Below are 16,034 nucleotides of genomic sequence, written 5' to 3'. Positions count from 1 at the left end.
ATCACGATTATGTCATCAATGAAGGCAACAGCCGTTGCTCACCCAATGCAGGGACTTGTGAAATACCATGGTCTGAAAGATGAAAAATTGCGTCTTCCTTTCCATGATTCCATCTCCGTGGCAACGGCACCGATAACGACCACCACCACCATAGAATTTGGCGAATCTGACCAGGACAGTGCTGTGATAGACGGGAAGAAGGCCGGTGGCAGATCATTTGAGCGCGTGCTGAGCGTCGTCGACCGTGTCAGAGAGATGGCATCAATAGAGGAGCATTTCAGAATAGTATCCGTGAGTGATTTCGAATCAGGCATAGGACTCGGTGCATCCGCCTCGGGATTTGCAGCTCTTGCAACTGCTGCGTGCACTGCCGCGGGACTCAAACTCGATACCGATCGCGTTTCGGCAATCGCCAGACTAGGCGCAGGCTCCGCTTCCAGATCTGTCGCAGGCGGTTTCGCCAGATGGTACAAGGGCAGCGGGGATGATGACAGCATTGCCAGATGTATCGCCGGACCGGAAGATCTTCAGATGGGCATTGTGGTTGCCATAGTGAAAACTGTCAAACAGACAGAGGATGCGCACGCGGAGGTCCTGCATTCACCCTTGTTTCAGGGACGGCTCGCGTATCTGGACGGGGCGCTCGATGAGATGGAGAAAGCAATAAGAGCGGGCGATGTTGACGGGATAGGCAGGATTGCCGAAAGAGATACGCTCGTTCTTCACGCCGTAACCATGACTGGGCCCGGCGGTATGCTGCTGTGGAAACCGGACACGTTGAAAGTAATCGAGGAAGTGCGTGCAATGAGAAAGGATGGGCTGAGCGCCTACTTTTCCATAGATACAGGCGCGACGGTATACATCAACTCCCCTGAAGGCGAATCGGCAGAAGTGGAAAAGAGAATCAGGGAAATCGGAATAGAGACCATACGGTGCAGCGTTGGCGGACCGAGCAGAATCATCGGCAGGCATCTATTTTGACGTTCTCTTCCTGTCGACAGACTTCTGTTTCCTGATTGCTTCATCAAGTGTGTATTCGCCCGTGGCAACAGACTTTGCCATGGTTCTGGATATTGTTGTAAGACCGCCGCTTGAAAGTCTGCTCCTGCGCTGTATGTTTCTGATTTCACCGTCTGTAGGAGAGAGTTCAGGCAGCTCACTGAGACTGATACCCGGTGTTCCGGCGATGATGGCTGCTGCCTCGCCGTCCGAACCGGCAATCCTGCTCGTACTCTTCTCATCAACAATCTCCACGGAGTGGCATGTGGACCAGACGGAACGGATGATTCTGTTTCTGTTTGTCGGATCGCCGTTTCCTATGCGGACGAGAACACGCCTGACGCCAACCAAGGAGGATATAACGCGCGTAAAGCGCGAAACGTCTTCGGGTGACGAAGCGCTTGTGACAGCTATTCGCTTCCCTGCGGAATAAATGGCTATGCCCGGCCTCTCACCCGGATCTATACCTACAACAGCCCGGATCTTCCAGTTGACAAGGCCACCCTGTATGAGCCACGCCTTTGCTGAGCATTCCTCTGCATCACCGTAAATGATAAAACGTCTCCCCTGGATGGAAACACCGGACAGTCCCTTCTTCACTATTATGCCCGCTTCCCGGGGTATGCCGGCGTCGTTTTCTGCCTGATAGAAATGCAATCTGAGCTCAAAGAAGCGCCTTGAAACATCGTATGAAAAACGGAAATCATCAGAAACTATGCAAATGGGCTGATATTCCGCTTTCAAGCCGTGATGATGCGTCTGAACGGCTCTGTCGGCATGCGCCAACTCCGGTCTGCGGGCTAAGGCAGGATATTCCACTCTCCGCTACAGTTTATTGATGTGCCGATAAATAAACAAGATGCTTCCAGCGGCTGATGTGCCACGGTCACGAAGATGTATGCCGACTCTTCACTTGTATGCGAAGGAACGAAGGGGCCCTCCGCCGAGTATGGTGCCGCCAATGGAACGTGCGCGAATCATTCCCCTCAGCGGTATGCCTGCAATCTCGTTAAGGCTGCTCTTATTTACCATCACAACGGCCATTACCGGCTCTCCGCCGGATGCCTTGACGTCATTAATCGCAAACTCCATTGCGTGCCCGGTAGACAATACATCGTCAACGAGTATGACACGCTTTCCGGCTGTTGCCGCATAATTGGAACTGAAGGCACCGACAGATTTTCCTCTTTCCGGCGGAGGGCGGTAGACGATAATCTCGAGTCCCATTATTTCAGCCATGGACAGGGCGAACGGCACCCCGTTTATAGCTATGCCTGCAACGGCGTCCGCAGGTTTGCCCTGCTTCGTTATCTCCTCCTGCGCTATGTCGGCAAGAATCTCCGACGCCAGCCTCATCCTCTTCGGACTCACACCGACTGAACGCCAGCCGATTTTCACGTCAGATGGCGGAAGCGTTCCTTCCAGTCCTTCTTCAAGCAGATAACCAACGGTGTCAGGACTCAGATGCAGCTCATCTCCTATTTCCATGGGCTTAAGGCCCTTCCTGTGCAATTCCATCGCCCTGGAAGCAAGTTCCTTCACGTCCACCATTATGAATCCTCGGGCCAAATATTCAGTGCCAATGTATTTAATTGTAACGTGCCACCTGTCTGACTTTGTATTCGCACCGGTGCGCATCAGCAGCGGGACAGCGCCACAAGCACATCCGAAGTGCTCCTTACTCTTCCCATCCTCGGAAACGTCGTGCGCATGGCAAGACGGTGTTCCTCTTCGGATCTTGCAGCCATGGCGTCTTCAACGAATATCTGGTTGAATCCGAACTCGTATGCGAATCGCGCCGTGCTCTCGACACCTATGTTCGTCGATATGCCGCACAGCACGATTGTATCGATGCCCCTCCTTCTCAGCTGCATTTCAAGTTCCGTGCCGTAGAATGCGCCCCACTGTCTCTTAGTGATGACAACATCCTCCTCCATGGGACCGAGTTCTGGAACAATGTCGGCCCAGCCGGAAGGGAAGCTTTGAGCCGCAGGCGGCTGGGCATCGCTTTCCGGCGTGAGGCCGAGAGGCTGGCCGGGCATAACTCGGACGAGGAACACAGGCATCTTCTTCTTTCTGAATTCATTTGCAATCGTGGCAGCGTTTGCGATGACTTCACCGGAACCACGCGGGAATACAGGTATTGAGGTGATACCTTTCTGCAGATCTATGACCACAAGGGCAGTCCTGCTGGCAGCAATGTTTGTTTCTGGCATATTATTCAGCACTTCCGCAATTTTCAGAGAGTCCCTTCCCATTCCCGCTTGAATCTGTCAATGTATGCTAGCATAAAATCATGTCTTTCCACGGCCAACTGCCTAGCAGTTTCAGTGTTCATCATATCCTTCAGAAGCAGCAATTTTTCATAGAAATGGTTAATCGTGTGACTCCTGCTTCGCTTGTACTCTTCAAAGGTCCGGTGCATGTGGGGTTTTACCGACGGGTCGTATATCTCCCTCTCCATCCTGCCACCGTATGCAAAAGCTCTTGCTATGCCTATCGCCCCTATGGCGTCCAGCCTGTCAGCGTCCTGCACGATTTTGCCCTCCAGCGTGGATGGGATCGTGCTCGTGCCGCTTCCCTTGAACGACACTTCGCTGATTGCAGTGCACACGTTCCGGATGGTCTCTTCAGGCACTCCGAGCCTTCTCAACCATTCTTCGGCTTCCCTGGAACCTGCAGCAGCATCTCCGCCGTTGAACTTCCAGTCGGAAATGTCATGCAGCAGCGATGCGAGCTCCACAACATATGTGTTCACGCCTTCCTCTGCAGAGGCAATTAGTGCGGCGTTTCTCCTGACTCGCAGAACATGCCACCAGTCATGTCCGGAGCTCTCTCCGCAGAGCCTGTTCCTGACCATCGCTTCCGTCCTGTCCAGCACGTTCCGCTCAGCCTCATCCTGCATCAGCAGCACCATCCGCCTCATCGCCTGCACACATGACTGCCTTTCCCCTGCCGGCGTTAATCCATGGAAACAGCATCGTCATAACTTTAAATAATGCCCCCTATTTCACAGATGCGCATGGCCGGGGTGGGGTAGCGGTATCCTGTGGGACTGTGGATCCCTAGACCCGGGTTCAACTCCCGGTCCCGGCCCGCCAACTCATTTTCTGGGTTTGGGTCTTCTCATGTAAATCAGGAAGAAGGCAACGCTCGCAAGAATTATGCCTGAAATCAGCAGATCGTCAATCATGGTAAACGTGCTGGACGGTATGTACAGAGTGACGGTAGTCCGGCTGGCACCGTTTGAAAACAGAAGCGTCCCGTTGTGATCTATAACGAGCGTAATGTAGTGAGTCCCGGGAGAGTATGAATAAGCAATCCAGTCGAACGTGATGTTTGTCTCATTGTGGGCAGCAATACTCACAGTCTGAGACTGGACAAATACGCCATCCACATACATGGAAACCGGAACGTTGTGCACTCCCACATTGCCGTTGTTGACAATAGGAACGATGATTACTATCGGGTGCACAACAGTAATGAGGAATGACTGTGACTTGTTTACAGTAACGCTTCCTGCAGCATAGGACGCGTTAACGACGATCGTCATGACGCCCGAACCGGAGGTGGCGGTTATGTTTATCGGAAATACACCGGTTGGACTCTTTCCTGACGATGGACTCACGCTGGATCCGGTGATATTCGAGGCGTGCACTGTTGCCGAATAGGAATAGTTGAATGACGTGGAGCCGGACGGGCCCCCCGAGAGATTTAGATAGTACTGTGAAGTCGAGCCGTTGGCCACCAGAGAGGGTCCGGCCAGGTAGACGTTAAGCGGTGCTGAACTGTTCTGATATGCAGGTATGGCCATTACCGCCCCGGAAAGCGATGGCATGAGCAACAGCAATGCTGCCAAAGTGAGAAGAAACTTTTTCATCTGATCAGCCTCTTCCTTTTTGCCATGTAGATATCGGCTATGACTATAGCCGCCAGTATGAATATGATGATCCCTCTCTTTGACGTAAACAGAGGCGGAGGAACAACCGATGCGCCATGCCCGCTGACCGAGATGCCGCTGAGCGACACGACGGGATTAGGCAGACTTATTGGCACCGACATGGAGCTTGATTTGTTTGTGTTTGTGTTGACGATGTAAACTCCTATCGGCACGACGTTAGGAGTGTCAGAACTGTTTGCTGTCAGTGTGATAGTTATAGACTGATTCTGTCCGGCAGAAAGAGAAAACGATGTCGAATTGTGGTTAAACGGTCCTGATAGTGCTGTGGATATGCCGCCCGTCCATCCCTCTTTCAGCAGTTCAGCATAATTGCTGATGGAAACGACGAAACTGGCTGGCGCATTCCCGTTGTTGTAAACGGCCAGGTTGACGGAGAACACCCTGCCCGGTTCTTCACGTGCATAATAGGAAATTTTGCCGTTGAAGGAGTAGAAGGTTGGAACGCTCAGGCTGACCTTTACTGTGTCTGATGAAACAGTGAGATGCGGCGAATATGCCTGTATGTATACCGAGGAGTTTCCGCCGCCTACGGCAGCCGATGTGAACATAATGCCCTTGACGACAGCGGAGGAATTGCTGCCCGTTCCAAGCGACAGGAATGCAGGACTGAAGGAGCCGTACCAGCCGTTCGTCACAACACCCATGCTGAGCGTTATCGGGACATCACCTGTATTGTTGACCAGAACGGTTACTTCGGAAAAACCGCCCGAGCCTCCGTTCTGCTGACTGGAAAGAACCTTCATGCTTATCGAATAGACAGTTTTGAGATTCATTGTAATGGGCACATATGCCGGTGAACCAAGCGTAAGGTTTCCTGCATATTCATAGTAATAAGTGGTGCCATGCGACTTCATTGAGTAAGATGCGAAGACCGCATATTTGCCTGCAGGCATGGGGACGGAATACGCACCGTTGACAGCCACAGCGCTTATCGATGAAGCGTTCGACATGAATGTGACCTGTGCACTGACCGGGCCTATGCCCGATACGGACAGTGAGCCTGTCACGTTGTATGAAGTGTGGAGAACGGGATTGAGCACCATGGACGTTCCCTGAACGACCTGTATCGTGGTGTAATTTGAACCGGTGTAACCGGTGGAGAGGACACGCACGTGATAGCTTCCGGGCTGCAACGAGGCTGAGAAGGAGCCGTTGACAGCTGTGGTGACGTTGAATGTGTCCGATGTATTGGATGATGCAGTAAATTCAATATTTGACTGTGCGCCGGTGCCGTAGAACCAGGACACCGTGCCGGTGACGGAGCTGTTATCACTGTGCAGTGTCGCGTTTATAGGCACGAAGGTCGCAGAGGTCAGAGATACTGTTGCTTCACCATAATACACGACATATTTCTGACCCGGAGTAGAGGAAGTGGTGGAGTAAGTTATGTTGATCGAGTAGCTGGAGGAAGGCAGGCTTACCGTAAATGTGCCGTTAGACTGCACAGCAGCCGTTATGTTGGCGCCGGTTGACTGCTGTGTAACGGTGACTGTTTCAGACGAGGAGAGCGGCGAACCCTGATAATATGCCGCGCCTGACAGGTTTACTGCAGAAGTCAGGTTCATCTGAAACGCCCTTCCGCCATTGAGAGTGATACGGTCAAGGAACACATACACTCTGCCGGATACAGAGGCATAAGCATAGAGTACATAAGATCCGGACGGCAGGAATTCATGCGTGCCGTTCGCAAAACCGTCAGCCGCTATGGGCTGAGAAAGCGTACTGCCGAATATATCCAGTCTCGTAAGGGGGGTGCTGCCGTTCAAACCCGAGCCGGCTGGGTAATCAAAAGACAGTGTGAGATTATAGAGCGCCTGGATCGAAACATTATGGGAGAGTGGGCTGCCCACAGGAACATTCAGTGTGCCGGTACCAGCCGTCGTCTCATAGTGCACGCTGGAATTGTTGTAGCCCGTAAGAACAATGCCGTATGAACCCGGAAGCAGAGAGTCGGAATAACCTCCATTTTTTACCGCAACAGTAGAATTCGAAGTGTAATTGGAGGCCAGCGGAACAAAAGTCACCTGTATGCCGGACGGCAGAGACGTCTGTGATGCAATGTTGCCGCTTACAGCAACCTCTGCCGGCTGCAATACCAGATTAACCGACGTATTCGAACCCTTTCCTGTCTGGAAAGTGTGCGAAATCATACCGAATGCAGAAACAGAAAGGCTGTATGAATTACCGTATGGGAGATAGAGCGAGAAGCTTCCGGCGGAGCCGGTATAGTAATGATAGGTTATACCGTTAAAATCAACTGCCATGTCTGCCCCGGATATGCCGCGATTCGGACCGGTTGTGTTGGAGCTCAAGGTCCCGGCAAACCGCAGGGAGGGGGACTCGGCTATGTTCATGGTCATTGCGCTCGCGGAGGCGGTGAACTGCCCCATGAATGCGCCGCCCGGGTTCTGAGCCCACATATTGTAAGTGCCCGATGGCACCGCAAGCGAGTAATTGCCGCTGCCGTCCGAGCGGAATGCCATGGATGCACCACCGTTCTGGACGAGTATCAGTGCAAAGGAGGCAGGCACTCCGTCATTCTGTTTCACAACTCCCGAGACACTGTGCGCAGAAGTCAAAAACAGATTCTCACTGAGATTCTGTCCCGGCGCCACGGATATTGACTGCAGAAGCACGTACTTTGCACCATTGAGGTAATAAATGGAGTAGGCCGTGTAGTTGCCCGAACCTATAGTGACGTTATATTGACCGTTGTCGCCGGTCGTAATGACATAAGGCAGGGAGTTGCCGGAATTGGCATAGAAATAGAGTTTTGCAAACGCAGCACCCGAACCGTTGATGAAAACGTTCCCGTCAATGTGTGATTCTGACGAAGCGGTGATGTCCACACTTGTCGTGTTGAAGCTGCGGACATAAGCGTCGTATATGCCCGAAACTGTACCGCCGGAAGTGATCGAAACTGTGTAGTTCCCCTGCGGCAGACCTACCGCCGAGTATGAGCCGTTGGAGGTTGATGAAGTCGTTTCAGTTAGGCCGTTCCTGACGCCCGCTACAGTTATTGAAACGCCTGCCGCCGGCGCACCGCCGCCGAATCTGACATAGCCTCCAATTGCGCCGGGATAAACAGGCAGATTCTGCGTGCTGTTTGAGGCATAATTAACAGTCGTCTGATTCTGAGTGGTTATTGTGGAATTACCCTTCAGAATGGAGAACTGATATATTCCGGGGAGGACGGCTGAGAAGTCGTAATGACCGTTACTGGCGGGTGCAGTGAAAGACTGACCCGTTGTGGTGTTCGTTATCCTGACCGTCGCATTCTGGAACAGTCTGCTGACACCGGGGTTGAACGTTCCGGTCCTGTTGTTGTCATAGAAGACGTATCCGCTCAGCGAAGTGGCCTGGAGCGTCATTGTCTTTGCCGCAACGTTGAACGCGGGAAGACCAGTGGTGGTGTTGAGCGCCGGACTGCGCATTGCCTGGTTGTATGAAATATTGTACGTCTGCTCGCCAAAGAACTGTCCGATGCCGGCGACCCTTGCTGAAGGAGAGGACAATGAACCGGTTGAGAATACAACTGTATCATTGCCGGGAGGAGCAATGAGCGAGTATTTTCCCTGCGCATTTGTATAGGTTATATCGTGCGGTATACCCCATTCGTCAAGCATGGTTACCCTGACGCCTGCAGCTGGATTTCCATTGTTTAGCAGAACCGTCCCGTTCACGTATGCGCCCGGGTAATACTGCATTATGACTATTCCGTTGCCGTAATCACTTTGCGGGCTGAGATCTATGGTGTAATTCTGATTATTCGGATCCTTCTTAAGCAGCTTCAATGCCGTTGAGACATCTATTGCCTTCCAGGAATTCGGGTGATCCCTGACAAATTGTATGGGATAAGGATTGAAATAGGCAGTTCTGTACGCCATGAAGAAATGTGACATCATCCACCCCGGCAGCGGCTGGAGATTCTGGAGTCCGGGGGTTGATACGAAGCTGCCTGTCAGACCCGGGAGTCCCTGAAGACCGCCCTGTCCCGTGAGGTCATAACCGCTGTATCCCATGAAGAATCTGTAAAGCGTCATGTTGTAGAACATCGGCTGATAATTTATCGAGTATGAAGATACCTGTGTGTTTGGTGGAAGATTCTGGATTGGATAACTAAGTCCGGTAACCGTCGAGGCAGTCAGTGTGTAATAGTTATAGGGTATGTTGTAAACGCTCGGGCCGATGATTGGTCTTCCGCCCAGGAAGGCAGGGGCGTAGAATACACCGGTGTTGGTTGCGCTGAACGGAAAGAGTCTTGTGTCCACAGAGAAGTAACCAATAAAATAATGCGTCAGCTGTGACAGTTGTCCATAAAGCTGCACAGAATTGTTTAGACCTATCTTGGAAAGTGTAGCCATCAGCACTGCCCACATGACATTTGGCGGAGTCACGCTATTTGCAAACGGGCCGTAAACCTGGGGGTTTGCAAGCACTGTCTGAGTGTATTTTGCCGGATTGGCGTATACTGAGAGAATATAGGAACTGTTGATGCCATAACTGTTCAGCAGCGTGGTTATGTTGGAAGGCAGCGTATTACCGTAATCCTTGAAGACTCCATACATAACTCTGGCGGAGAGGAGCGATATCAGCTGTGTCTGATTCTGACTGAAAAGAACTGCCGATGCAACGTGATATCCCTGCTGGAAGTCGTCGGCAACCGTCGGTACTCCCGCCTTTGTAATTACGGCACTTCCATAATCCCACCAGCTCAGGTAGGCAGGCCGCTGCCAGGACGGTTCAATGCCTGCAGTCTGGTTGTGCAGCCACTCCCAGGCGGCCGGGAAATAGTCATTCTGTGTCGATAGACTGTACCCAAAACCACCGAAATAATATGGACTGCTTCCGTTGTTGGTATAACCTGCCGGCCTGAGAAAAGACGGAAGTATGTTGTATACCTGCGAGTTGAGACTCTGTTTGGCTGTCGTGGGCGTCGCAGCATCTATTCCTGTCCAGACAACAGGGAGTACGATCAGAAACGCTACGAACAGTGTGACAACGATGTGTTTCAGCTTGATGCTCTTCTTAGCTCCGCTCCACGAGAAGCCGAACGTGTCGAATCCTTTCTTCACTTCGCCGAAGTTCGTCCATCGTATTACAGAAGATATGCCCTTTCCGCCCAGTATAACAAAGACGGTTGTGGCGTCCAGTATGAATCTTACTGTGGAAACTGCCATGAAAATCGCTATGATCGACCACACAGCGAACAGCATCATAGAATCTGAAATGGATTTCCTATTCGCATAAAGGGCATAGACCAGCTCTGCAAAGGCGATGAAGAAGACTGCACCGCCTAGAGAGAGAGCGAGAAGGCTGAACGGAGGCGCAAGTGCTTCTGCAATTGTGGTATAGACAGCAGTCTTGATGAAGTAGCTCTGTGCCAGAAGGATGTCCGCCACGATTGTATGAAGCAGGGGTTTCTCGACAAATTCAGCGAAGGCCAGCACGGCAAGAACGCCAATCACAAAGGAGGCGAGGACAGTGAGCCATGGAACATCTCTCGTAACGGTGTAAATGACACCCACGATGAATGTTCCTATGAAGAATACAACGGGAACGACATACCAGGGATACTCATGATGCCCCAGGAAATAAATCGGGAGTGAGAAGAGAAGAAGAGAAGCGCCGACGACCGCATAGATCGATGTGAGCGCCAGCGTATCGCGGTTCTTGAATTTATATATGAACGACTGAATGAGGTAAAAGAGAGAGACTATGACAATCAGATAGGCGAAACCCTCCCATGCATTCGCAATGGATGCCACCACTATACCGGCCATCAGGGCATAAGTCAGGGACTGTCTGTTTTCATTGGCGTATTTACGCATACCGGCATAAATGCCTCTGAAATCGAGCATACGTGAGTCCTCTTTTGTGTAAGACTCCACCCACCTTCTTCCGTTAATTGTTTTCAGTGAACGGAACAGGAAGAAGAAGAAAATGGCCGTGAGCATGAGTATGAATGGATCGTGCACTCCGAAACCGGCAGTGCTTTCCGAAACAATCGACGGGAAGAAAGCCATGAAAGCCGCCGCAAATATGCCTGTATGCCTGTCGAAGAGTTCTTTTCCAAGATAATATGCAACGATAATTGTGACAACGCCTGAGAATGCCGATATAAGCACGTAAGCCACTACTTCACCTGTAAGCACTCCCGAATAGATCGAGGCGGTTGGAGGCAGGTGGAATATGAAGGATATGGGCCATGCGGCAAGCAGAGTTGACCAGACATAGAAAGGCAGGAAAGGATTGCCTGCCCCCACGGGATAATTGAGCAGTTTGTCAAACTCAAGCTGATGGCCCGTGGTCATTGCATATGTGAGAACCCTGAAGTAGTAATCTGCGTCTGAACCACCGGAAAGGCCTGGATAACCATTGGCTATTGCCTGCGAAAAATCAAAGTATACACGCAGGTAGGCTCCGAAGAAAACGAGCAACGCGAGTATACCTATTGTCTCCCAGTCCAGACCACGAAGTACGGTGAAATGTCCGGCTAGCCGGGACCGCCTGGTGATGTCCTGTCTTTTTTGATTGTTTTTCTGCATGGTCGACGTGTCATTATTTGCCATTTTTTGAAGCACAACCAGAGTGTATTTTTTGCACAATAAAGAACTTGCTATTTAAGCGTTGCACGCGTCTGAAGAGGAAAAATATTCCCCGCGCTGCACCTCTAGAGCCGTCATGATCCGACAGGAAAACTGCACAATCTCCGTAAAAAAAATCTGCGTTTCCGTGCGTCTGTTCACTGCCCGATTTCATCCCTTCCGGACTGCACCTCTGACAGAAAGTTGTTCACCACTTCCAGCGGCTCGCTTGATTCGTAGATGCTGCGTCCGGCGATCAGTGCGTCGGCTCCATTCATAATTGCCTTCCTGGCATCGCCGCCCTGAGCTCCTACACCCGGCGCAATGATGGGTAGGTTGCCAACTATTCCCCTGAAATGCTTAATCCTCTCCGGCCTGGTTGCGGGAGCCACAATGCCGTCGACCTTCAGTTTAACAGCCATTCTGGCCAATTCGTCAGAATACTTCTTTCCAAATTCGGCCGAACCGGGATTGGACATCTCCACGACCAGAAAGATCGATGCACCATGAGCACTGTTTATGCAGGCCTCGACAGCGTCCTCGCCTGGAAATCCGTGCACGATTATGCCGGATGCTCCGAGTTTTGCTGCCGCGGAAGCGACCATGGAATTTGTGTGCGGTACGTCGGAGACTTTGAAGTCGCATATCACACGGAAGTGGTTTGAAATTTCAGTGATTATCTGCGGTCCGTTTGAAAGCACGATAGGCCAGTTCAGCTTGATAGCATCAACATACTTGCCTACCTGATTCACTATGTTCATTGCCTTTCTGTAATCTGTTTCGTCGAGTGCGAGGATCAGACCCCGTTCGAATTTGATCTTTGACATTATGCCACGTTCCTCACAGTTGTTTTCCGATATGAGCAAACATATTGGCAGACCGGATAAAATGTTTCCTATTGACGGAACATGTCAACTGTTCATGGAAGTCCGGTGCCTCTGATGACACAGTTCAGTGAACTGGTGGCGCACCTGACCTGCACAGCAGATACATCCGCTCCTCGTCGTAATAGCGGCCCTTTCTCTTCACAGCCATTGGGAGTATGCCCATGCTCCTGAATCCGAGTTTGGCATAGAGATGCCTCGCACCTGCATTGACTGTGAAGACGTCCAGCACAATGACGTCGAACAACTCTCTAGCCGATGCTATGGTGTGGGTCATCAATTGTTCGCCGATGCCCATACGCCTGTACGATTTCAGTATGGCGATGCCGTGCGTTCCCACGTGGCTGACTGGACGTCTGACTCCTCCTCTGACATCACACACACCCACTACATGCCCATCTACTTCAGCAACAAAGACGACTGCCTTTCTCGCCAGGAAGTCCGCATAGAGAGCGCCAAACCAGTTTGCCTCCTCCTCCATAGAGGGCCTGCGTTCGTCTATTATCAGTCCAATATCGGGGTTGTCTTCGAGTTCGTCGTGGAAAGAGTAATAGTTTCTCACTATGTCTGCGAAATCCTCCCATCGTAATTCCCTGATCTTCACTTCGCCTGAAGCTCCATCTATTTTGAAAGGCCCGCCGGGGCTAATCACAGTCACCACCGGGGCTCTCAATGACGGGTTCGTAGTTAATTATTGCGAGGTCCGCACTGGCGCAAAACAGTCGTTCATGGAGGATCCCTGACGGAAAGCATTTTCACTCAAGCAGGACCTACAGGACAACTTTTCTATTTGCGGACGTCATCCAACAATTGTGAAAGTGAACCCTGTGGACAGGCTGCGATCGTTCTTGCTTGAATATGTTGAAGGATTCAAAGACAGATACAGTGAATGCGCAGTGCTCTATTCCGGCGGACTCGACAGCAGCATAGTAGCGGCTTTGGCTTCACGAGCAATGACCACAACCGCATATGCAGTGGGGATTGAAGGCAGTCACGATCTCAAGGCGGCAGCGGAGGGTGCCAGAGAACTGGCCATACCTCTTGTGAAGATTACTGCAGCTGTAGACGATGTGCTCTCAGCATGCAGCCTGCTCAGCACCATATTTCAGGGCTCGTTGAGAAGGAAGCCTGACAGGCTGGAGCTTTCAATATTTTCACCGGTGGTGATGGCCATGATGCATGTAAGAGAAGAACTTGTATTCACGGGACAGGGGGCAGACGAAGCGTTCGGTGGATACAGCAGATACAGTTCGATGAGCGTGGCAGAACGGAGTATTTCAATGAAAAACGATCTTTCAGAGCTGCTGGAAAAAGGCATGGACAGGGACAGGGCCGTCGCTGCCCATTTTGGAAAGACGCTTGCTGCGCCATATCTGTATGAACCGGTGGTCAGCCTCTCCGGTGACATTGAGGACAGAGACAGGTTCTCGGAGGGCCAGAATAAGGTGCTGCTGAGGAAGCTGGCAATGCAGATGGGTCTCACTGCGAGCTCGAAAGCGAAGAAGGCGATGCAATACGGTTCGGGTTTCGAGCGGATTATTTCCAGGGAGGAAGATGTCCTAAAGCGTTCTGGAGTATTCGACTTCAAGCGTTTCCACTGAAGAGGTGCCTTCACGGGGAAACTGTTCCATTGTGATAAAATGCATCATGTCGATTCGCCGAATTGTTCTGTAATCCACCGATGTAGGGTAGTCTATCAGGTTGAAGAGAAACTCGTCTTTTTCCTCCTCATATTCACATTCATAAATATCACTGTCCTCCCCGTCAATGTTCCATTTGCCTAGAATACTGCGATCATCCAGCCAGATTTCGAATCCTCTGGTGGCAATAGACTCTCCGTTGTGGTACATCGTCGATACGCAGTGAATCCTTTCCCCTTCCCTGCGACAGACAAGCATGTCCTCATATGTGCTTCTGGAGTCCCTGTTCTGTATGCTCCCTTTCCACTCTCCCTCAAGGAAGGACAGTCTTCCCATGACTGTGCGGGCTTCTGCTGCACTTTCCATGAGTTCTGATAGAGCATCACAATTATATCCTATCTGTTAGTCAGCTATTGACCACATTAATAAACCTAAAAACTTATATTTCATAAACAAAATAGGTATGCAAGGTGAATTGAATGTCAAGACAAAAATATACAGCAGCACCGCTCAAGTACAAAGAACTGGAAGGCATATCGGCGAAGACATTTGCCGAACACTTCAAACTCTACGAAGGATACGTCAACAAGACCAATGAAATATACGAAAAGATTGCCAGTAACTTCGCCGATCCGTCAAAATCGGCAGGAACATACAGCGAGTACGGCGAAGCTAAGAGACAGCTCTCGTTCAATCTCGGAGGCATGTGGAATCACAAACTCTATTTCGGCGACTTTGAAGACGGAAAAGGGACGAAACCATCGGAGCAACTGCAGAAGGCAATGAGTGAGGATTTTGGCTCCTTTGACAAGTGGAAGGAAGATTTTGTGGCATCAGGCATGGCAGCACGCGGCTGGGGAATGCTGTGTTACGGTCTGGATGACGGAAAGCTTCACAACGTTGTGCTTGATGCGCAGAACGCAGGTTTTCCCGCAACCGTCGTTCCGCTGGTCCTGATGGATGTGTATGAACATGCATATTTCATCGATTACGGCACCGGCAGAAAGGGATACATAGAAGCATTCTTCAAGAATCTCAACTGGGACCGTGTTTCACGGAGATACGAAAAGTGCGTAAGAATGCACAAGATTTGGAACGAATGAGATAGCCGGACTGCAGTGTAAACTCTTCGTGATATGACGCGGCAGCTTTGGAATGCATGCCCGAAGTTGTGGAGCACTGAGTGTGCTTCGGCTTTGATTTGGTCTACATTCCCGGGTGACGCCTTAGACGCTCACAACCTGATGGAAAAGGTTTGAGCTGCAGCGTCATTTTATTCTATCAAAAATGTCATTGCTTGCCAGATCGAATTCATCAGATTCATCTTTCCTTTTTCCGTTCCCCCAGATTCTTCTGTAAATGAAATAATACTCGGTCAACAGCAGGAACACGACCGTGGAACCGATCAGCAGCGGATTGAACTGCGATACGCCAGTCACGTAAGAGAGTATGGAAATCACAAACAGGGATTCCATCAGAACCATGAGCCAGAAAGAATAACGTAGAAAATCGTTCAGGAACCAGTCATGCCAAGACTTGCCGGGAGCCTGAATTGCCGCCTTTTTCTGTTCTTCGATCGGGACTTCATCGTGCATCTGGTCGCGTGAACCGTATTGTTCAGATGATGATCTTACCATGAAGTTCGCTCCACCGAATCACTTTCGTCACTCCGGATGACATCTTCATCAGTTATTTGAAGTATAAATTATGTCATTTTCGCGATTCATTGTCAAGCTGAGACCTGGATTTCCGTCACATGCTGACCAGATTATTCGACAGCTGTTGAAACGACCTTGTCAAATTTTCGTTGATATTCCAGTTGCTTCATGACTTCTGTAAATGCTCCCCGCTGCAATCACACCTGTCGTCGTCAGTTGCAGACAGCGACACGGTTACTGCAGCGAACACAGTCAGTGTTGTGCGGAAATAACATGTTTCGGCGACCTCCCCCTGTCGCCGTTTA

The 16,034-nt window shown here is 50.8% G+C and carries 13 protein-coding genes and 1 tRNA gene; 4 read left to right on the top strand and 10 right to left on the bottom strand.

Annotated elements, in window-relative coordinates:
• Positions 1-9 precede the first annotated feature (9 nt).
• Positions 10-981: a diphosphomevalonate decarboxylase gene (locus KIS30_02560; GenBank protein MBX8645628.1), complete on the top strand. Its 972-nt coding sequence runs from the start codon at positions 10-12 to the stop codon at positions 979-981.
• Here KIS30_02560 and KIS30_02555 read toward each other — a convergent pair.
• From KIS30_02555 to KIS30_02540, 4 genes are all read right to left on the bottom strand, one after another.
• A complete protein-coding gene (locus KIS30_02555) occupies positions 973-1,785 on the bottom strand; it encodes a hypothetical protein (protein MBX8645627.1) in 813 nt (270 codons plus the stop codon). The genes KIS30_02560 and KIS30_02555 overlap by 9 nt on opposite strands.
• A 123-nt stretch (positions 1,786-1,908) precedes the next feature.
• Entirely contained in the window at positions 1,909-2,550 is a 642-nt protein-coding gene (locus KIS30_02550; protein MBX8645626.1) for an orotate phosphoribosyltransferase-like protein, read from the bottom strand.
• An 86-nt stretch (positions 2,551-2,636) separates the two neighbouring features.
• Positions 2,637-3,215 carry a hydrolase gene (locus KIS30_02545; GenBank protein ID MBX8645625.1) on the bottom strand — a complete coding sequence of 193 codons (579 nt, stop codon included), beginning with the start codon at positions 3,213-3,215 and terminating at the stop codon, positions 2,637-2,639.
• Between the two features lie 23 nt (positions 3,216-3,238).
• Complete coding sequence (locus KIS30_02540; protein ID MBX8645624.1) at positions 3,239-3,904, bottom strand: HD domain-containing protein; 666 nt, start codon at positions 3,902-3,904, stop codon at positions 3,239-3,241.
• Between the two features lie 120 nt (positions 3,905-4,024).
• Between KIS30_02540 and KIS30_02535 the strand changes: the two genes are divergently transcribed.
• Positions 4,025-4,095 (top strand) — tRNA-His (locus KIS30_02535).
• Between the two features lie 7 nt (positions 4,096-4,102).
• Here the strand turns inward: KIS30_02535 and KIS30_02530 are convergent.
• The 4 genes from KIS30_02530 to KIS30_02515 form a co-directional block, all read right to left on the bottom strand.
• Positions 4,103-4,879 carry a hypothetical protein gene (locus KIS30_02530; protein MBX8645623.1) on the bottom strand — a complete coding sequence of 259 codons (777 nt, stop codon included), beginning with the start codon at positions 4,877-4,879 and terminating at the stop codon, positions 4,103-4,105.
• Positions 4,876-11,532, bottom strand: coding sequence for a carboxypeptidase regulatory-like domain-containing protein (locus KIS30_02525; protein MBX8645622.1), 6,657 nt, complete (start codon positions 11,530-11,532; stop codon positions 4,876-4,878). The genes KIS30_02530 and KIS30_02525 overlap by 4 nt, the downstream gene beginning before the upstream one ends.
• Positions 11,533-11,705: 173 nt before the next feature.
• On the bottom strand, positions 11,706-12,374 hold the full coding sequence (gene pyrF / locus KIS30_02520; protein ID MBX8645621.1) for an orotidine-5'-phosphate decarboxylase: 669 nt from the start codon (positions 12,372-12,374) through the stop codon (positions 11,706-11,708).
• A gap of 124 nt (positions 12,375-12,498) precedes the next feature.
• On the bottom strand, positions 12,499-13,089 hold the full coding sequence (locus KIS30_02515) for a GNAT family N-acetyltransferase (protein ID MBX8645620.1): 591 nt from the start codon (positions 13,087-13,089) through the stop codon (positions 12,499-12,501).
• Positions 13,090-13,243: 154 nt separating this feature from the next.
• Between KIS30_02515 and KIS30_02510 the strand changes: the two genes are divergently transcribed.
• Positions 13,244-14,032 carry a hypothetical protein gene (locus tag KIS30_02510; GenBank protein MBX8645619.1) on the top strand — a complete coding sequence of 263 codons (789 nt, stop codon included), beginning with the start codon at positions 13,244-13,246 and terminating at the stop codon, positions 14,030-14,032.
• Here the strand turns inward: KIS30_02510 and KIS30_02505 are convergent.
• Positions 13,991-14,437: a hypothetical protein gene (locus KIS30_02505; GenBank protein MBX8645618.1), complete on the bottom strand. Its 447-nt coding sequence runs from the start codon at positions 14,435-14,437 to the stop codon at positions 13,991-13,993. The two genes, KIS30_02510 and KIS30_02505, sit on opposite strands and share 42 nt — an antisense overlap.
• 113 nt (positions 14,438-14,550) lie before the next feature.
• On the opposite strand from KIS30_02505, the gene KIS30_02500 reads away from it, so the two are divergent.
• On the top strand, positions 14,551-15,174 hold the full coding sequence (locus tag KIS30_02500) for a superoxide dismutase (GenBank protein ID MBX8645617.1): 624 nt from the start codon (positions 14,551-14,553) through the stop codon (positions 15,172-15,174).
• 165 nt (positions 15,175-15,339) lie between these two features.
• Here the strand turns inward: KIS30_02500 and KIS30_02495 are convergent, their stop codons facing one another.
• A complete protein-coding gene (locus KIS30_02495; GenBank protein ID MBX8645616.1) occupies positions 15,340-15,708 on the bottom strand; it encodes a hypothetical protein in 369 nt (122 codons plus the stop codon).
• Between the last annotated feature and the right edge of the window lie 326 nt (positions 15,709-16,034).

The organism is Candidatus Sysuiplasma acidicola (assembly GCA_019721035.1).
Lineage (GTDB): Archaea > Thermoplasmatota > Thermoplasmata > Sysuiplasmatales > Sysuiplasmataceae > Sysuiplasma > Sysuiplasma acidicola.
Note: the sequence above shows the minus strand (reverse complement) of the source record. Positions and strands in the feature narration are given on the sequence as shown.

Coding starts and splice junctions, on each gene's coding strand:
- KIS30_02525 (MBX8645622.1), bottom strand. CDS start 11,532: ATGGCAAATAATGACACGTCGACCATGCAGAAAAACAATCAAAAAAGA.
- KIS30_02530 (MBX8645623.1), bottom strand. CDS start 4,879: ATGAAAAAGTTTCTTCTCACTTTGGCAGCATTGCTGTTGCTCATGCCA.
- KIS30_02560 (MBX8645628.1), top strand. CDS start 10: ATGTCATCAATGAAGGCAACAGCCGTTGCTCACCCAATGCAGGGACTT.
- KIS30_02540 (MBX8645624.1), bottom strand. CDS start 3,904: ATGCAGGATGAGGCTGAGCGGAACGTGCTGGACAGGACGGAAGCGATG.
- KIS30_02505 (MBX8645618.1), bottom strand. CDS start 14,437: ATGGAAAGTGCAGCAGAAGCCCGCACAGTCATGGGAAGACTGTCCTTC.
- KIS30_02545 (MBX8645625.1), bottom strand. CDS start 3,215: ATGCCAGAAACAAACATTGCTGCCAGCAGGACTGCCCTTGTGGTCATA.
- KIS30_02495 (MBX8645616.1), bottom strand. CDS start 15,708: ATGGTAAGATCATCATCTGAACAATACGGTTCACGCGACCAGATGCAC.
- pyrF (MBX8645621.1), bottom strand. CDS start 12,374: ATGTCAAAGATCAAATTCGAACGGGGTCTGATCCTCGCACTCGACGAA.
- KIS30_02550 (MBX8645626.1), bottom strand. CDS start 2,550: ATGGTGGACGTGAAGGAACTTGCTTCCAGGGCGATGGAATTGCACAGG.
- KIS30_02500 (MBX8645617.1), top strand. CDS start 14,551: ATGTCAAGACAAAAATATACAGCAGCACCGCTCAAGTACAAAGAACTG.